This is a genomic window from Rhodoferax sp. ZS1R8 (assembly GCF_056521325.1).
In genome coordinates, this window is record NZ_JBWMBA010000006.1 from 197,883 (window position 1) to 213,710 (window position 15,828).

13 protein-coding genes are annotated in these 15,828 nt (G+C 60.0%); 9 read left to right on the top strand and 4 right to left on the bottom strand.

Going from position 1 to position 15,828, the window contains the following annotated elements:
* Nucleotides 1-6: 6 nt before the first annotated feature.
* On the bottom strand, nucleotides 7-3,054 hold the full coding sequence (locus AC097P_RS20455) for a bifunctional diguanylate cyclase/phosphodiesterase (protein ID WP_479612280.1): 3,048 nt from the start codon (nucleotides 3,052-3,054) through the stop codon (nucleotides 7-9).
* A 115-nt stretch (nucleotides 3,055-3,169) separates the two neighbouring features.
* Here AC097P_RS20455 and AC097P_RS20460 point away from each other — a divergent pair, with 115 nt between their 5' ends.
* Complete coding sequence (locus AC097P_RS20460) at nucleotides 3,170-4,525, top strand: lytic murein transglycosylase (protein ID WP_479612281.1); 1,356 nt, start codon at nucleotides 3,170-3,172, stop codon at nucleotides 4,523-4,525.
* Between the two features lie 31 nt (nucleotides 4,526-4,556).
* Entirely contained in the window at nucleotides 4,557-4,973 is a 417-nt protein-coding gene (locus AC097P_RS20465; protein ID WP_479612282.1) for a YccF domain-containing protein, read from the top strand.
* A gap of 21 nt (nucleotides 4,974-4,994) precedes the next feature.
* Here AC097P_RS20465 and AC097P_RS20470 read toward each other — a convergent pair whose 3' ends face one another.
* Nucleotides 4,995-5,408, bottom strand: a complete 414-nt coding sequence (locus AC097P_RS20470) for a CreA family protein (RefSeq protein ID WP_479612283.1) — start codon at nucleotides 5,406-5,408, stop codon at nucleotides 4,995-4,997.
* 103 nt (nucleotides 5,409-5,511) lie between these two features.
* A complete protein-coding gene (locus AC097P_RS20475; RefSeq protein ID WP_479612284.1) occupies nucleotides 5,512-6,018 on the bottom strand; it encodes a hemerythrin domain-containing protein in 507 nt (168 codons plus the stop codon).
* 466 nt (nucleotides 6,019-6,484) lie between these two features.
* On the opposite strand from AC097P_RS20475, the gene AC097P_RS20480 reads away from it, so the two are divergent.
* Complete coding sequence (locus tag AC097P_RS20480; RefSeq protein ID WP_479612285.1) at nucleotides 6,485-6,697, top strand: hypothetical protein; 213 nt, start codon at nucleotides 6,485-6,487, stop codon at nucleotides 6,695-6,697.
* 469 nt (nucleotides 6,698-7,166) lie between these two features.
* Here AC097P_RS20480 and AC097P_RS20485 read toward each other — a convergent pair whose 3' ends face one another.
* Nucleotides 7,167-7,520, bottom strand: coding sequence for a hypothetical protein (locus tag AC097P_RS20485; RefSeq protein WP_479612286.1), 354 nt, complete (start codon nucleotides 7,518-7,520; stop codon nucleotides 7,167-7,169).
* 16 nt (nucleotides 7,521-7,536) lie between these two features.
* Between AC097P_RS20485 and AC097P_RS20490 the strand changes: the two genes are divergently transcribed.
* From AC097P_RS20490 to yjfF, 6 genes are all read left to right on the top strand, one after another.
* Entirely contained in the window at nucleotides 7,537-8,541 is a 1,005-nt protein-coding gene (locus AC097P_RS20490; RefSeq protein WP_479612287.1) for an aldo/keto reductase, read from the top strand.
* A gap of 200 nt (nucleotides 8,542-8,741) precedes the next feature.
* Nucleotides 8,742-10,976 carry an NADP-dependent isocitrate dehydrogenase gene (locus AC097P_RS20495; protein ID WP_479612288.1) on the top strand — a complete coding sequence of 745 codons (2,235 nt, stop codon included), beginning with the start codon at nucleotides 8,742-8,744 and terminating at the stop codon, nucleotides 10,974-10,976.
* Nucleotides 10,977-11,225: 249 nt separating this feature from the next.
* Complete coding sequence (locus tag AC097P_RS20500) at nucleotides 11,226-12,191, top strand: ABC transporter substrate-binding protein (protein WP_479612289.1); 966 nt, start codon at nucleotides 11,226-11,228, stop codon at nucleotides 12,189-12,191.
* Between the two features lie 9 nt (nucleotides 12,192-12,200).
* On the top strand, nucleotides 12,201-13,742 hold the full coding sequence (locus AC097P_RS20505; protein WP_479612290.1) for a sugar ABC transporter ATP-binding protein: 1,542 nt from the start codon (nucleotides 12,201-12,203) through the stop codon (nucleotides 13,740-13,742).
* Entirely contained in the window at nucleotides 13,739-14,806 is a 1,068-nt protein-coding gene (locus AC097P_RS20510; RefSeq protein ID WP_479612291.1) for an ABC transporter permease, read from the top strand. The genes AC097P_RS20505 and AC097P_RS20510 overlap by 4 nt, the downstream gene beginning before the upstream one ends.
* Complete coding sequence (yjfF, locus tag AC097P_RS20515) at nucleotides 14,803-15,807, top strand: galactofuranose ABC transporter, permease protein YjfF (RefSeq protein WP_479612292.1); 1,005 nt, start codon at nucleotides 14,803-14,805, stop codon at nucleotides 15,805-15,807. Before AC097P_RS20510 ends, yjfF begins: the two co-directional genes overlap by 4 nt.
* Nucleotides 15,808-15,828 lie beyond the last annotated feature (21 nt).

Genomic DNA, 15,828 nt, shown 5'->3' on the forward strand with positions numbered 1-15,828 from the left:
GCATAGCTAGACGTTTCGCAGCAGCGTTTTGTGACCGCTGTACGCGCTCCACGCTTGGGGCGGCTTCCACGATGCACACCATTGCACGATTTGGGAGGCCGGCATCGGGCGGGCAATGCCATAGCCCTGCGCCGCCATGCACCCCAAGCTGATCAGGCGCGTGCCATGGTCCACGGTTTCGACACCTTCGGCTATGCAGTCGCGCTGGAACGCCGCAGCCAGACCGATGACGCCTTTGACGATGGCCAGATCGTCACGGTCCACCAACATGTCGCGTACAAAGCTCTGGTCGATCTTCAGTGTCTCCACCGGCAGATGGCGCAGATAGGTCAGCGACGAATAGCCCGTGCCAAAGTCGTCGATGGCAAACCGCACGCCCAGCCTGTGGCATTCCTCCATGATGGTCGCTGTCGACTCGATATCGTCCAGTGCACTCGTCTCCAGCACTTCGAGCTCCAGGCAATGCGGCGACACATCTGGATAGTGGGACAGGGTTTCTGCCAGCTGTTTGACAAAATTGGGATTCTGCAACTGCCGCGCCGGGACATTGATGCTGACATCCAGCACGAGACCCTGTGCTTTCCATTCGCTCATCTGCTTTAGCGCGCTGTCCAGCACCCAGGCGCCTACTGCCTCGGTTAACGAATGCCGTTCTATCGCGGGCAAGAATGCGCCCGGCGGCAGCAAGCCCCGCTCGGGATGCTGCCAGCGAATCAGGGCCTCAGCGCCCAGCACTGCACCGGTGTGCATATCGACCTTGGGCTGGTAGTACAGCAGGAATTCATTGCGGGCCAAGCCCATCGCAACCATGTCCTGCTGAACGCTGCGGCTTTTGACCTCTGCATCCTGCGCAGCATCAAAGAGGTGGAAGCGGTTCTTGCCGCTCTGCTTGGCCTCATACATGGCCTGGTCGGCGTGCCGCATCAGATGGTCGGCATCGGCATTGTCTTGCGGATATATCGTGACCCCAATGCTGACAGTGACATGCAGTAGCGCGCCTTCGACCAGCACCGGGCGGGCGAAGGCGTCCAATATTCGATTGGCCATATGAATGCAGTCCTGCACGTTGTCGACTTCGGTCAACACGGCGACAAACTCGTCGCCGCCCAACCGCGCCAGCGTATCCACATCGCGCAATATCGCCTTCACCTGCCTGGACACAGCCACGAGCAGCTGGTCCCCGACATTGTGGCCATACCGATCGTTGATGGCCTTGAATCCGTCCAGGTCCATGTACAAGACGGCCAGGCTGCAGTGGTGCCGCAGGCACATGGTCATGGCCTGGTTCAGGCGGTCTGACAACAGGCTGCGGTTGGGCAGATCCGTCAGCGGATCAAAATGCGCACTGTGCTCCAACTTTTCCTGCTGCAGCTTCAGGGCCGTGATATCCGAGAACAACGCGACGTAGTTGCTGACCTTGCCTCGTCGCCCCTTGATCTGGCTGACAGTGAGCCACACCGAATAGGCCTCCCCATTTTTGTTGCGGCTCCACATCTCGCCCTTCCACTCCCCGTGGCGTATCAGGGCCACACGCATGGCCTTGAATATCTCGGGCCCCTGGCGGCTGGAGCGGAACATCTGCGGCGTGCTGCCCAGAACGTCGTCGCGGTTGTAGCCGGTGATGCGGGTAAAGGCATCGTTGATCTCGACCATACGGCCTTCCCGGTCTGTAATCAATATGCCCTCGCTGGCATTGGTAAAGACACTGGCCGTGAGGCGCAGCCGCCGGGTCGCGGCAATTTGTTCACTGATGTCGCGCGCGATCTTGGAGGCACCTACCACCTTCCCCGAGCCGTCCCTTATGGGTGAGATAGTGACCGATACATCGATGATCCGCCCGTCTTTTCGCAACCGCTTGGTCTCGAAATGGTCGACCCTGCGACCGTTGCGGATGCTGTTCAGTATGACGGCTTCTTCGCTCTGCCGGTCGGGTGGCAACAGCTTGAGCACCGGCTGGCCCAGCATCTCCGAAGCCGTGTAGCCGAACATGCGCTCTGCCCCGGGGTTCCAGCTGTTGACAATGCCGTCCAGCGACTTGCCGACGATGGCTTCATCCGTTGACTGAACGATGGCGTCGGACCTTCTGGCCACGGCCGATGCCCTTATCAACAGCGAACTCACCACCATGGTGACCATGGACAGCAACATGGCGATGCCGGTCAGAATGGCCGTATGGACACGCCAGGTGGCCAAAACATCGTCCTTGCTTGCGCTGACATAGACAACCAACGGTAGGCCTTCGACCTTCGCGAACGACACCAGGCGCGGCCGCTGGTCAAAAAGGCTGACCTCTGATTCGTAGCTTCCCTTGGCCATGGGGCTCATGTACTGCTGCCAGGCCTGTCCGCCGGCAATGGAGCGACCGACAAATTGGCCATCAGCAGGGATGCGCAGGAGCAGCAGCCCGTCATCGCGAACGATGCCAATGCTGCCCGCTGGCTTGGTGCGCTGTGCCTCCAGAGAGCCGGCAATACGATCCAGCCCCATAGCGACCAGCAGCACAGCAACCTCCCCCCTGGGATCCTGCACGGGTACCGAAATGGGGATGAGGTTTCGGTTCGTCATACGCCCAACGATGGGAACGCCGATGAAAGTGCCGCGCTGGGGATCATCTAAGTGCACCCGAAAATAGTCGCGGTCGCTGACATCGACCGCCCCGGATTTGACCGTGCCCGTGATGGCATGCGCCTGACCGCTGCGCGTCACGGTGCGCAAGTCAAGCATCCCGTCGGACTCCCGGCGCAGGGCGTCAGCAAGGGCCATAAATTCGGGGGACTGCGTCGGGTCGCCGTGGGGGTTCTGCTCTATCCAATGCCGCGCGACTATCAGTGTTAACTCGGCCTGCTTAAATAGACTTTTGGTCTGGGTTTGCACGGCTGCAGCCAGCTGCTCCAACAACAATGCATTCGATGACAGGGCGCTGGACCGTGCCCACCAGGACCATGCCCCAGCCCCACACCAGATACACAAAAGGACGAGAACCGTCAGGGCCAGGGGCCGGTGGTTGCCGGCGAACACCGGTCTTTGAGCAAGCCAATTTTTGAACTGCAACATATGAAGTGCCTCCGCGACACTGAGCCGACGCCGTTAACGCAAGCTTCGATTGTTCTTCGGAATTATGGTCAATAAAACAGCTTTTCGCTGCTGGCTGCCTACCTAGAATGGCACGATGAAAAATATGCTGCTAAAGCACCCCGCCCGAGCACCAGCCCCCGCAGGGAACCGGCTTGTCTCCACCCTGCTATTGGCGCTGGCAATTGCCGGTTGTGCATCCGCCCCGCCGGCTAGCACCACCGCTATAACACCCCTTCCAGCAGCCATCCCGCCCGCGCCTGCCCAGCCCGGGCCAGATTTGTCCAACGACGAAGAACACAGCCAAAAGTTTGCGCGCTGGGTTGAGGCCTTTCGCTCGACCGCCCGTGCGGCCGGCATAGACCAGGCAACGCTACACAACGCGCTCGACAATGTACGCTTCCTGCCGCACGTCATCACATCCGACCGGGCACAGCCCGAGTTCACACGCGCAGTGTGGGACTACCTAGACAGCGCGGTGTCCGCCCCGCGCATCGCTCGCGGCAAAGAGAGGCTGCAGCAGCTGCGCGCGCCAGTGGAAGCGGCGGCCAGACGCTACGGTGTGCCAGCAGAGGTGCTGATGGCGATCTGGGGTGTGGAGAGCAATTTTGGCACGCATATGGGCGATGTCCCCGCCATCGACGCACTGGCAACGCTGGGCTTTGAAGGCCGGCGCGAAGAGTGGGCGCGTGGCCAACTGCTTGCTGCATTGAAGATTCTGCAAAGCGGTGACATTACCCGGGACCAAATGGTCGGCTCATGGGCCGGCGCCATGGGCCAGACGCAGTTCATCCCTTCGGTCTTTCTGGCGCATGCGGTCGATGCTGATGGAGACGGCCGGCGCGACATCTGGGGCAGCGTGCCCGATGTGATGGCCTCCACCGCCAACTTCATCGCCAAGTCCGGCTGGCAGGCTGGCCAGCCCTGGGGCCTGGAAGTGCGCCTGCCGCCGGGCTTTGACTACGCCCGCGCCGATGGCGATATACGCCAGCCCAGTGCGGCCTGGGCCACAGAGGGCGTGACCGCCATGGACGGCAAACCGCTGCCCACGCTGACCGACGCTTCGCTGCTGCTGCCGGCCGGTGCACGCGGGCCGGCCTTTCTGATCGGCGCCAATTTCCGCACCCTACTGCGCTACAACAACTCCAACAGCTACGCGCTAGCCGTCGGCCTTCTGGCGCAACGGCTGGCCAATGGCCCCGCCGTGCAAACACCGTGGCCGCGCGACGTGCAGGTACTGACACGCAACCAGGTGTTGGAGCTGCAAACGGCACTGAACGCGCAAGGCTTTGACACCGGCACGCCCGACGGCATGGCGGGACCGGCCACGCAGCGCGGCGTCCGTCGTTACCAGCGCAGCCTGGACCTGCCGGCGGATGGCTTCCCTACGCTGGACCTCCTGCAGCGACTGCAGCGACTGCAGCGACTGCAGCGACTGCAGCGACTGCAATAATCTCTACCGAAGCAACAGAGGGAATCAGGGAATGCGAACTATCGGAAACTTACTGTGGTTTGTACTGGGCGGTTTTTTCATGGGCCTGGGCTGGTGGCTTGCCGGCCTGCTGTGCGCCCTCACCATTGTGGGATTGCCTTGGGCCAAGGCCTGCTTCGTCATCGGGCAGTTTGCGTTTTTTCCTTTTGGGCAAGAGGCCGTGAGCCGTGCCGCAATCACCGGGGTGGAAGACATCGGCACGGGCCCCTTGGGCACTATCGGCAATGTCATATGGTTCGTGTTCGCCGGCCTGTGGCTGGCCTTGGGTCACCTGGCTTCGGCGCTGGCATGCTTTGTCACCATCATCGGTATACCCTTTGGTGTGCAGCACATAAAACTCGCACTTGTGGCACTGGCGCCAGTAGGCAAAACCATCGTAGCCAAAAACACTGCCCGCGTTGGTGCCTAAAGGCTTACGGGAAGGTAGTGGCTATTTGAACTGCAGTTTGGCCCCGTTCAAGGGCACAGCTGTAAGGCTGTTCTTGGGCGAGCCATCAATCAGCTTGTCGGTGTAAGTCAGGTACAGAAGTACCTGCCGCGCCGGGTCCACCATGCGCACGACCCGCATCTTTTTGAATAAGATGGAGCGGCTTTCGCTGAAAACCTCTTCACTCATAGGCAGAGGCGCCGTGGATGAAATAGGCCCTACCTGTCTGCAGGCAATAGACGATTCCGACTTCTCAGTCGCCAAGCCCAACGCGCCTTTGAGGCCGCCGGCTTTGGAACGCGACACATAGCAGGTTACGCCGGCCACCTTCGGGTCGTCAAACGCCTCCACAACTATCTTGTGGTCGGGGCCCAATAGTTTGAATGCCGTGTCGACCTCACCTATTTGCTGCGCCATGGCAACGCATACAAATGGGATAGATATTGCGGAGGCAAAGTAGCGGAGTATTTTCATACAGCTAATGTAGGCCCTAAGCCCCGGGCGGCACAGAGAACCGTCTTTAGGGAAGTTCGGGCGTTAGCAACTCTTCTTTACGCGCTTTGATTTCCTGACCGATCTCTTCCAGCTCCACACCGGATTCACGGGCTTTGGGAAACATTTCACTCTCTTCTTCGCGTACGTGGTGGTCTACGTACTCACCGAGCACCTTAACTTTGGCGTTGTACAGGTCCTCATCAGGGTCCATGGCTTTGATCTGAGCGATAAGTTCTCGGAGCGTTGAATGTTCTACTTCCGCTTCGTCCAGTTCGTCTGCCGCATCGTCAGCAGCGTCACGCATCGCAGGGTAGAAGATTTCTTCCTCGACGGTGGTGTGTGCCAACAGCGCTTCGCAAATTTCCTTCGCAACGCTCAAACGCTGTTCCGCAGGGGCTTGTGCGTCCGCTAATTCCTGAAACGAGTTGAAGAGCTTTTTCACGTCGCGGTGGTCTTTGATCAGCAGCGCAATGGCGTCTTCTGAGCCAGAAGCGGTTGCAGGTTGAGGAGAAAATGTATCGGTGGCGCTCATGTTCGGGTTCCTTGTCTGGGTGGAAAAAGGTTTTCGTCTTCCGCTACTGAGACTAATGGCCATGCCCTTGCAGGTCTGTGCGCTCGGCAACAATCGTCTATGGCTTGAAGGCAATGCGAACCGCCACCGGGTACAAGGCTTGATTTGCCTCCGCAGCGAGTACATGGCATCCAGTTTGGCTCTGATGCTCGGTGTTCAGTGTGCGATATCGCACAGCGCACCGTGCGGCAGATACCTAGAGTTCATGCAATGGTCACGAAAACAGATCTTCCGGCGATTGCCAAAGACACCTGCGATGTATGCCCCGCGGCGTGTCCGCTCGCAACCGCCACACAAGACTGTGGCTCCACCCCCCAACAGAATACGCAGGGCTCTTCCTGCTCCCCTATTGCAACGCTGTACAAGCAGTGTCGCAATTCCCCGCCGTCCATACCAGGCGGCCATCCTCAACTCACGGAGAAATTACATGCCTAACAGCAAAACAGGTTCCAATTCAGGCGGCCAACAAGGCTCTAACGATGCCAACAGCAGCGAGGGAAACAAAGGCGGCCGCGCACCCTCTAAAGAGAAACAACAAGACCAGGGCTCTTCCAAGCAAAACTCTCCCGGCAGCACCACCCGGGGCGGCACCCATGAGCAGCACGTGAAGGCTGGTCAGCAAAGCCACAAGAACAGCTAATCAACTTGGACTTGGTGCTTGAAGGGGCTCCGCAAATGCGGGGCCCGTTTTACGTTCACGTACCAGCCCTGCGGGAGGAGGACTGTGAACTGGGGGATATGAAAGCCGCTGTGCTAGAGATCAATGGCCAGGTCAGTATCCTGAAGGATTCCAACTGCAGGTTTGCCCAGTTGCGCGTCAAGCCGGGCGACTAAAACCGGTTGCTGGGCCGGTTTTTTGCCCAATCATTTGCGTCGTGAGGCCCTGCCAGCGGCAACGGTAACTTTGGGGTGCTTACGGTGCGTTGATCCTCTTGCAGGCTTGGCTGTCCCCGCAATGGGGTCCGTATCAAGCGCACCCCCTGCGTTGCGGTGCGCAACCGGTAATACAGTTCTGAATTTATTCTTTAACATCCGCGTTGCCAACTGCAGCAGGCTTAGGCCAATGGCAATTTTCCAAGCCGCTCGGGTGGTCGTCATCGTAGAGCCCGTCATACCAACCACCCTTCTTCTGCGATTTGCCGAGAGTTGAGCTTGCTCACCATGCCATCAAAGACCTTAGCGGAACGTTTGGTCTGCTGGTTGTGGGTTGCAATCTCCCTGGCACGACTCAGCATCGCGGCGTCATCCGCCAGGCCCAGCCAAGTCAAGTCGCGCGGCTGTTGGATGCTTGCCGCAGAAGATTTCTGAAGTTGTGTTGTTTGCATGGGTTGCATATCCATTGAAACCTCCATTGAAGAAGATCCTTCATTTAAATAGGCACCCCAACAAAAGTCTGTGCGATTGCCCACACGAAAAAGGCTTGGGAACCCATCCCCTAAACTAAGCTTTTGTTCACCATTCATTCAGCTGTAAAACGCCATGCAAACCCGCACCCTAGGCCCATTTAAAGTCTCCGCGATCGGCTTGGGCTGCATGAATCTCAGCCACGGTTACGACGCGCCGGTGTCTGCCGAACAGGGCGAGCGCGTGCTGCTGTCGGCGCTGGAGGCGGGCGTCACCTTATTTGACACGGCAGCACTCTATGGCTTTGGTGCAAACGAGACGCTGGTCGGAAAGGTGTTAAAGCCGCACCGACAAAAGCTTACGCTGGCCAGCAAATGTGGCATGCAGGGTGTTAATGTAAGGGGCGATGGCAAGCTGGTGCGGGTCATCGACGGACACCCACTGACGCTTCGCAAGACCTGCGAAGACAGCCTGCGCCGTTTGCAGACCGATGTGATCGACCTCTACTACTTGCACCGCTGGGACAAAAGGGTACCGATTGAAGACAGTGTGGGTGCCTTGGGCGAGCTAGTGAAGAAAGGCCATATCCGCAGCATCGGTCTCTCCGAGGTGTCTGCCGCCACACTGCGCCGCGCGCATGCCGAGCACCCGATTGCCGCGGTACAAACCGAGTATTCACTGGCCACCCGCAACCCCGAAATTGCGGTGCTGGAAGCGTGCAAGGATTTGGGTGTGAGCTTCGTGGCCTTCAGTCCAGTGGGCCGGGGGCTGTTGTGCGACAAGCCTCTGGATGTGAACGCCTTCCACGCGGGCGATATACGACGCAGCATGCCGCGGTTTGCACCCGACAACTACGGCGCCAACCTGCGTTTAGTGACTGGGTTGAAACAGGTTGCAAAAGAGGTGGGCTGCACGCTGGCGCAATTGGCCATAGCGTGGCTATTACACCGCGGTGAGCACATCATTCCCATACCTGGTACCACCAACCTGTCCCATCTCGCCGAAGACCTTGAGGCAGGTAGCGTGGTGCTGGACGCGGCGACGATGGCACGGATGGATGCCTTGCTCAACCAGAAGACGGTTGTCGGGTCGCGCTACAACCTACAGGGAAATAGCGAAGTCGACACGGAAGATTTCTGAGAACGCAGCTCTGTGCAAGCGCCCGCAGTGCAGCGTTTGCGCCACCTTGTTGAGATTTTTTAAGATGTGAAATTTGATTGCAAAAATAATTGCTCCGTGTCCGATCACTGAAAGCACAATCACTGGCAACCGTGACCACCTCTGCTGGTAACCCAGCAAACCGGTGTTCCGAGCCATAACAATTTTTTTGGAGATAAGCGATGACAACCCCGCACCCCACCATCATCTATACCCTGACCGACGAGGCTCCGCGCCTGGCTACGGCGTCCTTCCTGCCCATCGTGCGCACCTTTGCCGCACCCGCCGGTATTAACGTAACGGAAGCGGACATCTCGGTGGCCGCACGCGTGCTGGGTGAGTTTCCAGAAAGCCTGACCGAAAGCCAACGCCAGCCCAACACGCTGGCTGAGCTGGGCAAGAAGACGCTGCAGGCGGATGCCAACATCATCAAACTGCCCAACATCAGCGCCTCAGTAGGCCAGTTGCAGGCCTGTATCAAGGAACTGCAGTCCAAGGGCTATGCGATACCTGACTACCCCGAGGCACCGCAGAACGAAGAAGAGAAATCGATCCGCGCCCGCTATGCCCGCTGCATCGGCTCAGCCGTGAACCCCGTGCTGCGCGAAGGCAACTCGGACCGCCGGGCCCCCAAGGCCGTCAAGGAATACGCCCGCAAGAACCCGCACAGCATGGCCGAGTGGAGCCAGGCTTCGCGTTCTCACGTGTCACATATGCATGCCGGTGACTTCTACCACGGCGAAAAGTCCATCACGCTGGACCGCGCCCGTGATGTCAAGATGGAGCTGATCACCAAGAGCGGCCAGACCATTGTGCTCAAGCCCAAGGTATCGCTGCTGGACCGCGAAGTCATCGACAGCATGTTCATGAGCAAGAAAGCGCTGCTGGAGTTCTACGAGAAGGAAATCGAAGACGCACGCAAGACCGGCGTGATGTTCTCGCTGCACGTCAAGGCGACGATGATGAAGGTGTCCCACCCCATCGTGTTTGGCCACTGCGTGCGCATCTTCTACAAGGACGCGTTTGAAAAACACGGCGCGCTGTTCAAGGAACTGGGCGTCAATGTCAACAACGGCATGGCCGACCTGTACGCCAAGATCGCCACCTTGCCGCAAAGCAAACAGGACGAGATCAAGCGGGACCTGCACGCCTGCCATGAGAACCGCCCCGAGCTGGCCATGGTGGACTCTGCCAAGGGCATCACGAACTTCCACTCACCCAACGACATCATCGTGGACGCGTCCATGCCCGCCATGATCCGCAACGGCGGCAAGATGTGGGACGCTAACGGTCGCTTGAAGGACGTGAAGGCCGTGATGCCCGAGTCGACCTTTGCCCGTATCTACCAAGAGATGATCAACTTCTGCAAATGGCATGGCAACTTCGATCCCAAGACCATGGGCACCGTGCCCAACGTGGGCCTCATGGCCCAACAGGCCGAAGAATACGGCTCACACGACAAGACGTTTGAGATCTCGGAAGACGGCGTGGCCAATATCACTGACCTGGCCACCGGCGAAGTGCTGCTGAGCCAGAACGTAGAGCAAGGTGACATCTGGCGCATGTGCCAGGTCAAGGACGGCGCGATCCGCGACTGGGTCAAGCTGGCCGTCAACCGCGCACGCAACTCCGGCATGCCGGTCGTGTTCTGGCTGGACGCCTACCGCCCGCATGAAGCCCAGCTGATCACCAAGGTGAAGATGTACCTGCACGAGCACAACACCACCGGCCTGGACATCCAGATCATGAGCCAGGTGCGCGCCATGCGCTACACGCTGGAGCGCGTGATCCGCGGCGAGGACACCATCAGTGCGACCGGCAATATCCTGCGCGACTACCTGACCGACCTGTTCCCCATCATGGAACTGGGCACCAGCGCCAAGATGCTGTCCATCGTGCCCTTGATGGCCGGTGGCGGCATGTACGAAACCGGTGCCGGCGGCTCTGCGCCCAAGCACGTGCAACAGTTGGTGGAAGAAAACCACCTACGCTGGGATTCGCTGGGTGAGTTTTTGGCGCTGGCGGTGTCGCTGGAAGACTTGGGCTTGAAAACCGGCAATGCCAAGGCCAAGGTACTGGCCAAGACGCTGGACGCGGCCACTGGCAAATTGCTGGACACCAACAAGAACCCGTCGCCCAAGACCGGCCAGTTGGACAACCGTGGCAGCCAGTTCTACCTTGCCATGTACTGGGCGCAGGAACTGGCCGCGCAGACCGACGACGCGGCGTTGGCCACACAGTTTGCGTCCCTGGCCAAACAACTGGCGGACAACGAGCAGACAATAGTCGAGGAACTGGCGGCCGTGCAGGGCAAGCCCGCCGACATCGGTGGCTACTACCTGCCCGACGTGGCCAAGCTGGACGCCATCATGCGCCCCAGCGCCACGCTGAACAAGGTGCTGGCGTCGGTGAAGTAAAGCCTCTGGGCGGGCGCAGGCGCAATGCCTGCGCTGCTATCGCCTCCTTCGGGGGCGTGCGCATGTGGCAAATGATGCCCTAGGGTTTTCACGAATCCTGTTTTGCACATCAATAGTCCCGAAATATCAATTGGATGTATATCGAGTGCGTCCGTATCATCCGCCCATGTTCTGACGGCAGGCAGGTGCCGCAGCGCTATTCCTTTCCGCAATTTTTGTTCCAGTTAAAACCAACAAGAGGAGACTCTGATGACACAGAACCGACGTACGCTGATTGCCACCCTGGTTGCGGCATCGTTCGCAGTGGGCATGCCCATGAGCGCGTTTGCGCAAAAGAAAATCGTGCTGGGCTTCAGCCAGATCGGTGCCGAGAGCGAGTGGCGTAGCGCCAACACCAACTCCATCAAGGAGACAGCTGCCAAGGAAGGTATCACGCTGAAATTCTCCGACGCGCAGCAGAAACAGGAAAACCAGATCAAGGCGCTGCGCTCCTTCATCGCGCAAAAGGTGGACGTGATTGCGTTCGCGCCGGTCGTGGAGTCGGGCTGGGACACCGTGCTAAAGGAAATCAAGGCCGCCAAGATTCCGGTCATCTTGACCGACCGCTCGGTGGACTCGAAAGATACCTCTCTGTATGCGACTTTCATGGGTTCCGACTTCACCGAAGAAGGCCGCAAGGCCGGCCGCTGGTTGCTGGAAAAAGTCAAGAACACCACCGGCGACGTGAACGTGGTGGAGCTGCAAGGGACCGTGGGTTCTGGCCCGGCCATTGACCGCAAAAAGGGCTTTGAAGAAATCATCAAGGCCGAGCCGCGTATCAAGATCATCCGCTCACAAACTGGAGACTTCACCCGCGCCAAGGGCAAGGAAGTGATGGAAGCCTTCCTAAAGGCGGAGGGCAAGAAAATCAATGTGCTGTATGCGCACAACGACGACATGGCCATTGGCGCGATCCAGGCCATTGAAGAAGCGGGTCTGAAGCCGGTCAAGGACATCACCATCATTTCTGTGGATGCCGTCAAGGGCGCGTTTGAAGCCATGATCGCCGGCAAGATGGACGTGACGGTGGAGTGCAGCCCGCTGCTGGGCCCGCAACTGATGTCGGCCGTCAAAGACCTGGTGGCGGGCAAGACGCTGCCCCGGCGCATCGTGACGCAGGAAGGTATCTTCCCGATGGAAGTGGCGGCCAAGGAATTCCCGTCGCGCAAGTACTGAGTCGGTAGTGTGATCGTCAACCACGAGGCCTCCGGCGCGGCGCAACCCGTGCTGGAGTTGTCCGCCATTGCCATCCACTTTGCGGGGGTGCAAGCGCTGGGCGGCGTCAACCTGCGCCTGTTCGCCGGCGAGGTGCATGCCCTGATGGGGCAGAACGGCGCGGGCAAATCCACGCTCATCAAGGTGTTGACCGGCGTGCACCGTGCCGACCAGGGCGAGATGCGCCTGGGCGGGCAGCGCATCGCGGCAGCATCGCCACTAGAAGCTCAGCAACTGGGCATCAGCACGGTGTACCAAGAGGTCAACCTGTGCCCCAACCTGTCGGTGGCAGAAAACATTTTTGCCGGGCGCTACCCGCGCCGCGGCGCCAGCGGTGCCTGGGCCATCGACTGGGCGCGCATGCACCGCGACGCCAGCGCCTTGCTGGCGCGGTTGAACCTCACCATCGACGTCACACAAGCGCTGGACAGCTATTCGGTTGCCGTGCAGCAGATGGTGGCCATCGCGCGGGGCCTGAGCATCTCGGCGCGCGTGCTGATTCTGGATGAGCCCACCTCCAGTCTGGACGACGACGAGGTCGAGCGCCTGTTCACCGTGCTGCGCCAACTGCGTGCGCAGGGCATGGCGATTCTTTTTGTGACCCATTTTCTGGACCAGGTATATGCCTTGTGTGATCGCATCACGGTGCTGCGCAATGGCCAACTGGTAGGTGAATACCTTACCGCCGATTTGGGACAAAGTGCCCTGATTGCAGCCATGGTGGGTCGCGAGATGGTGGCTAGTCTGGCACCACAACCCTGCACACAGGAGGATATCTGTGCGCAGGAGCCCGAGGTGCTAAGCGTGCGCGGTCTGGCACGCCAGGGCCATGTCAAACCGATGGACCTGGCGCTGCGCCGGGGTGAGGTCGTGGGCCTGGGCGGCTTGTTGGGCTCGGGGCGCACCGAGCTGGCCCGTGTCTTGTTTGGTCTGGACCGCAGCGATGCCGGCGAGATGTGCGTGCAGGGCAAAGCCGTGCGCCTGCATTCTCCGGCGCAGGCCATCCGCCTGGGCCTGGGTTTGTGCCCCGAGGACCGCAAGGCCGAGGGCATCATTGCCGAACTGTCTGTGCGCGAAAACATTGCGCTGGCGCTACAGGCGCGCCAAGGCCTGTGGCCCTGTATGTCACGCGCGCAGCAGGCGCAACTGGCACTGCACTACGTCAAGGCCTTGGGCATCAAGACCGCCGATATCGAAACACCGATTGGGCAATTGTCCGGTGGCAATCAGCAAAAGGCGGTGCTGGCACGCTGGCTGGCGACCAAGCCCTGCCTGTTGATACTGGATGAACCGACCCGCGGCATAGACATCGCGGCGAAACAAGAAATCATGAACGAAATTTTGACCCTGGCCCGCGCGGGCATGGCCGTGTTGTTCATCTCGTCGGAGATGGAAGAGGTGGTGCGGGTCTCGGACCGCATCGTCGTGATGCGCGACCGTGCCAAGGTGGGCGAACTGCCCGCCGGCACGTCCGACCACGCGGTCTACGCCATGATTGCGGGGCAGGCATGAGTGCGCACAACGCGGCCTCCTGGGGCCAACGCCTGCGGGCGCATCCGCTGCTGTGGCCGCTGGTCACGCTGTTCCTGATACTTGCAGTTAATGCCAGCCTCAACCCGGGCTTCTGGGTGCTGCAGTGGCGTGATGGCCACTTGTACGGCAGCATCATCGACATCTTGAACCGCTCGGCCCCGCTGATGCTGGTGTCGCTGGGCATGACCCTGGTCATTGCCACGCGGGGCATAGACATCTCCGTGGGCGCCGTGGTGGCCATCAGTGCCTCGGTGGCGGCGCTGATGATTGGCGGCAAGCTGGTCATCCACGACGGCGTGCCCACGCATGTCAGCAACTTCCCGATGCCACTGGCCATCCTGTGCGCCTTGCTGGTGGCGCTGGCCTGTGGTTTGTGGAACGGTTTGCTGGTGGCCAAGATCGGCCTGCAACCCATCATCGCCACGCTGATCCTGATGGTGGCCGGGCGCGGCATTGCGCAACTGGCGACGGGTGGGCAAATTGTCACCGTGTACTACGCCCCGTATTTCTATATCGGCAATGGTTTCCTGTTTGGCTTGCCGTTCGCGCTTTTCATTGCGGCCGCGGTGTACTTGGTGGTGCATCTGGCGGTCACACGCACGGCCTTGGGCCTGTTCATCCAGGCCATTGGCATCAACCCGGCAGCTGCTAGGTTGGCCGGTGTGCGTGAGCGGCTGATCAGCGTGTGTGTCTATGCCTTCTGCGGTTTGACCGCCGGGGTGGCGGGATTGATCATCAGCTCCAACGTCAAGAGCGCCGACGGCAACAACGCCGGCAACCTGATGGAGCTGGATGCGATTCTGGCCGTCACATTGGGTGGCACCTTGCTTACCGGTGGGCGTTTCAGCCTGGCCGGCAGCCTGGTAGGTGCACTCATCATCCAGACGCTGACCTCCACCATCTATTCCATTGGTGTACCGCCCGAGATCAATCTGGTGGTGAAGGCGGCTGTCGTGTTTGCGGTCATGCTGCTGCAGTCGGCCGACTTCCGCAGTGCCGTGCGGACATGGGTGGTGCGCCCGGAAGCAGGGAGCCGCGCATGAGCAACAACCTCAGCCCAACGGCATCCACGCGGCGCTGGCGGCTGGACCGCAAATTCATGCCCCTGGCGGCCACGGTGTCACTGTTCATGGCCATGGCCGTGTTTGGCTCGGTGTCCTACACCGGGTTTTTCACCGCGCAGGCATTTTTGAACCTGTTGATCGACAACGCCTTCCTGGTCATTGTGGCGGTGGGCATGACCTTTGTCATTCTGTCCGGTGGCATTGATCTGTCAGTGGGTTCGGTGGTGGCACTCAGCACCATGGTGCTGGCGGCGCTGGTGGAGCACCGGCACTGGAGCCTGTGGCAGGCCATTCCACTGGTGCTGTGTATGGGCACGTTGTTCGGCGCCTTCATGGGCTGGCTGATCCAGCGCTTTCGGCTGCAGCCTTTCATCGTCACGCTGGCCGGCATGTTCCTGGCGCGTGGCCTGTGTTACCTCATCAGCATCGACTCCATCAGCATCACGGACGAGGCCTACACCGCGCTGGCGCAAATGCGCGTCGAGTTGTGGGGTGACAGTGCTGCCCTGTCGCTCAGCGCGCTGCTGGCCCTGGTGGTGCTGGCCGTTGCCATGTTCGTGGCCCATGGCACCGAGTTTGGCCGCACCGTCTATGCCATCGGCGGCAGCGAACACTCGGCCAAGCTGATGGGTCTGCCGGTGGCGCGCACCGCGGTATTGGTCTACACCGTGAGTGGCTTTTGTTCGGCGCTGGGTGGCGTGGTGTTCACGTTCTATATGCTTTCGGGCTACGGGCTGCACGCCGTCGGGCTGGAGCTGGACGCCATTGCCGCCGTGGTGATTGGCGGCACGCTGCTCAGCGGTGGCGTGGGCTACATCGTCGGCACGCTGTTTGGTGTGCTCACGCTGGGCATCATCCAGTCGCTGATCATGTTTGATGGTTCGCTCAGCTCGTGGTGGACGCGCATTGTGATTGGCGTATTGCTGTTTGTATTCTGTGTGTTGCAGCGGGTATTTGAGTCTGGGCGCACACTGCGCTGAAGCAGGTGGCTGAACAGGAGG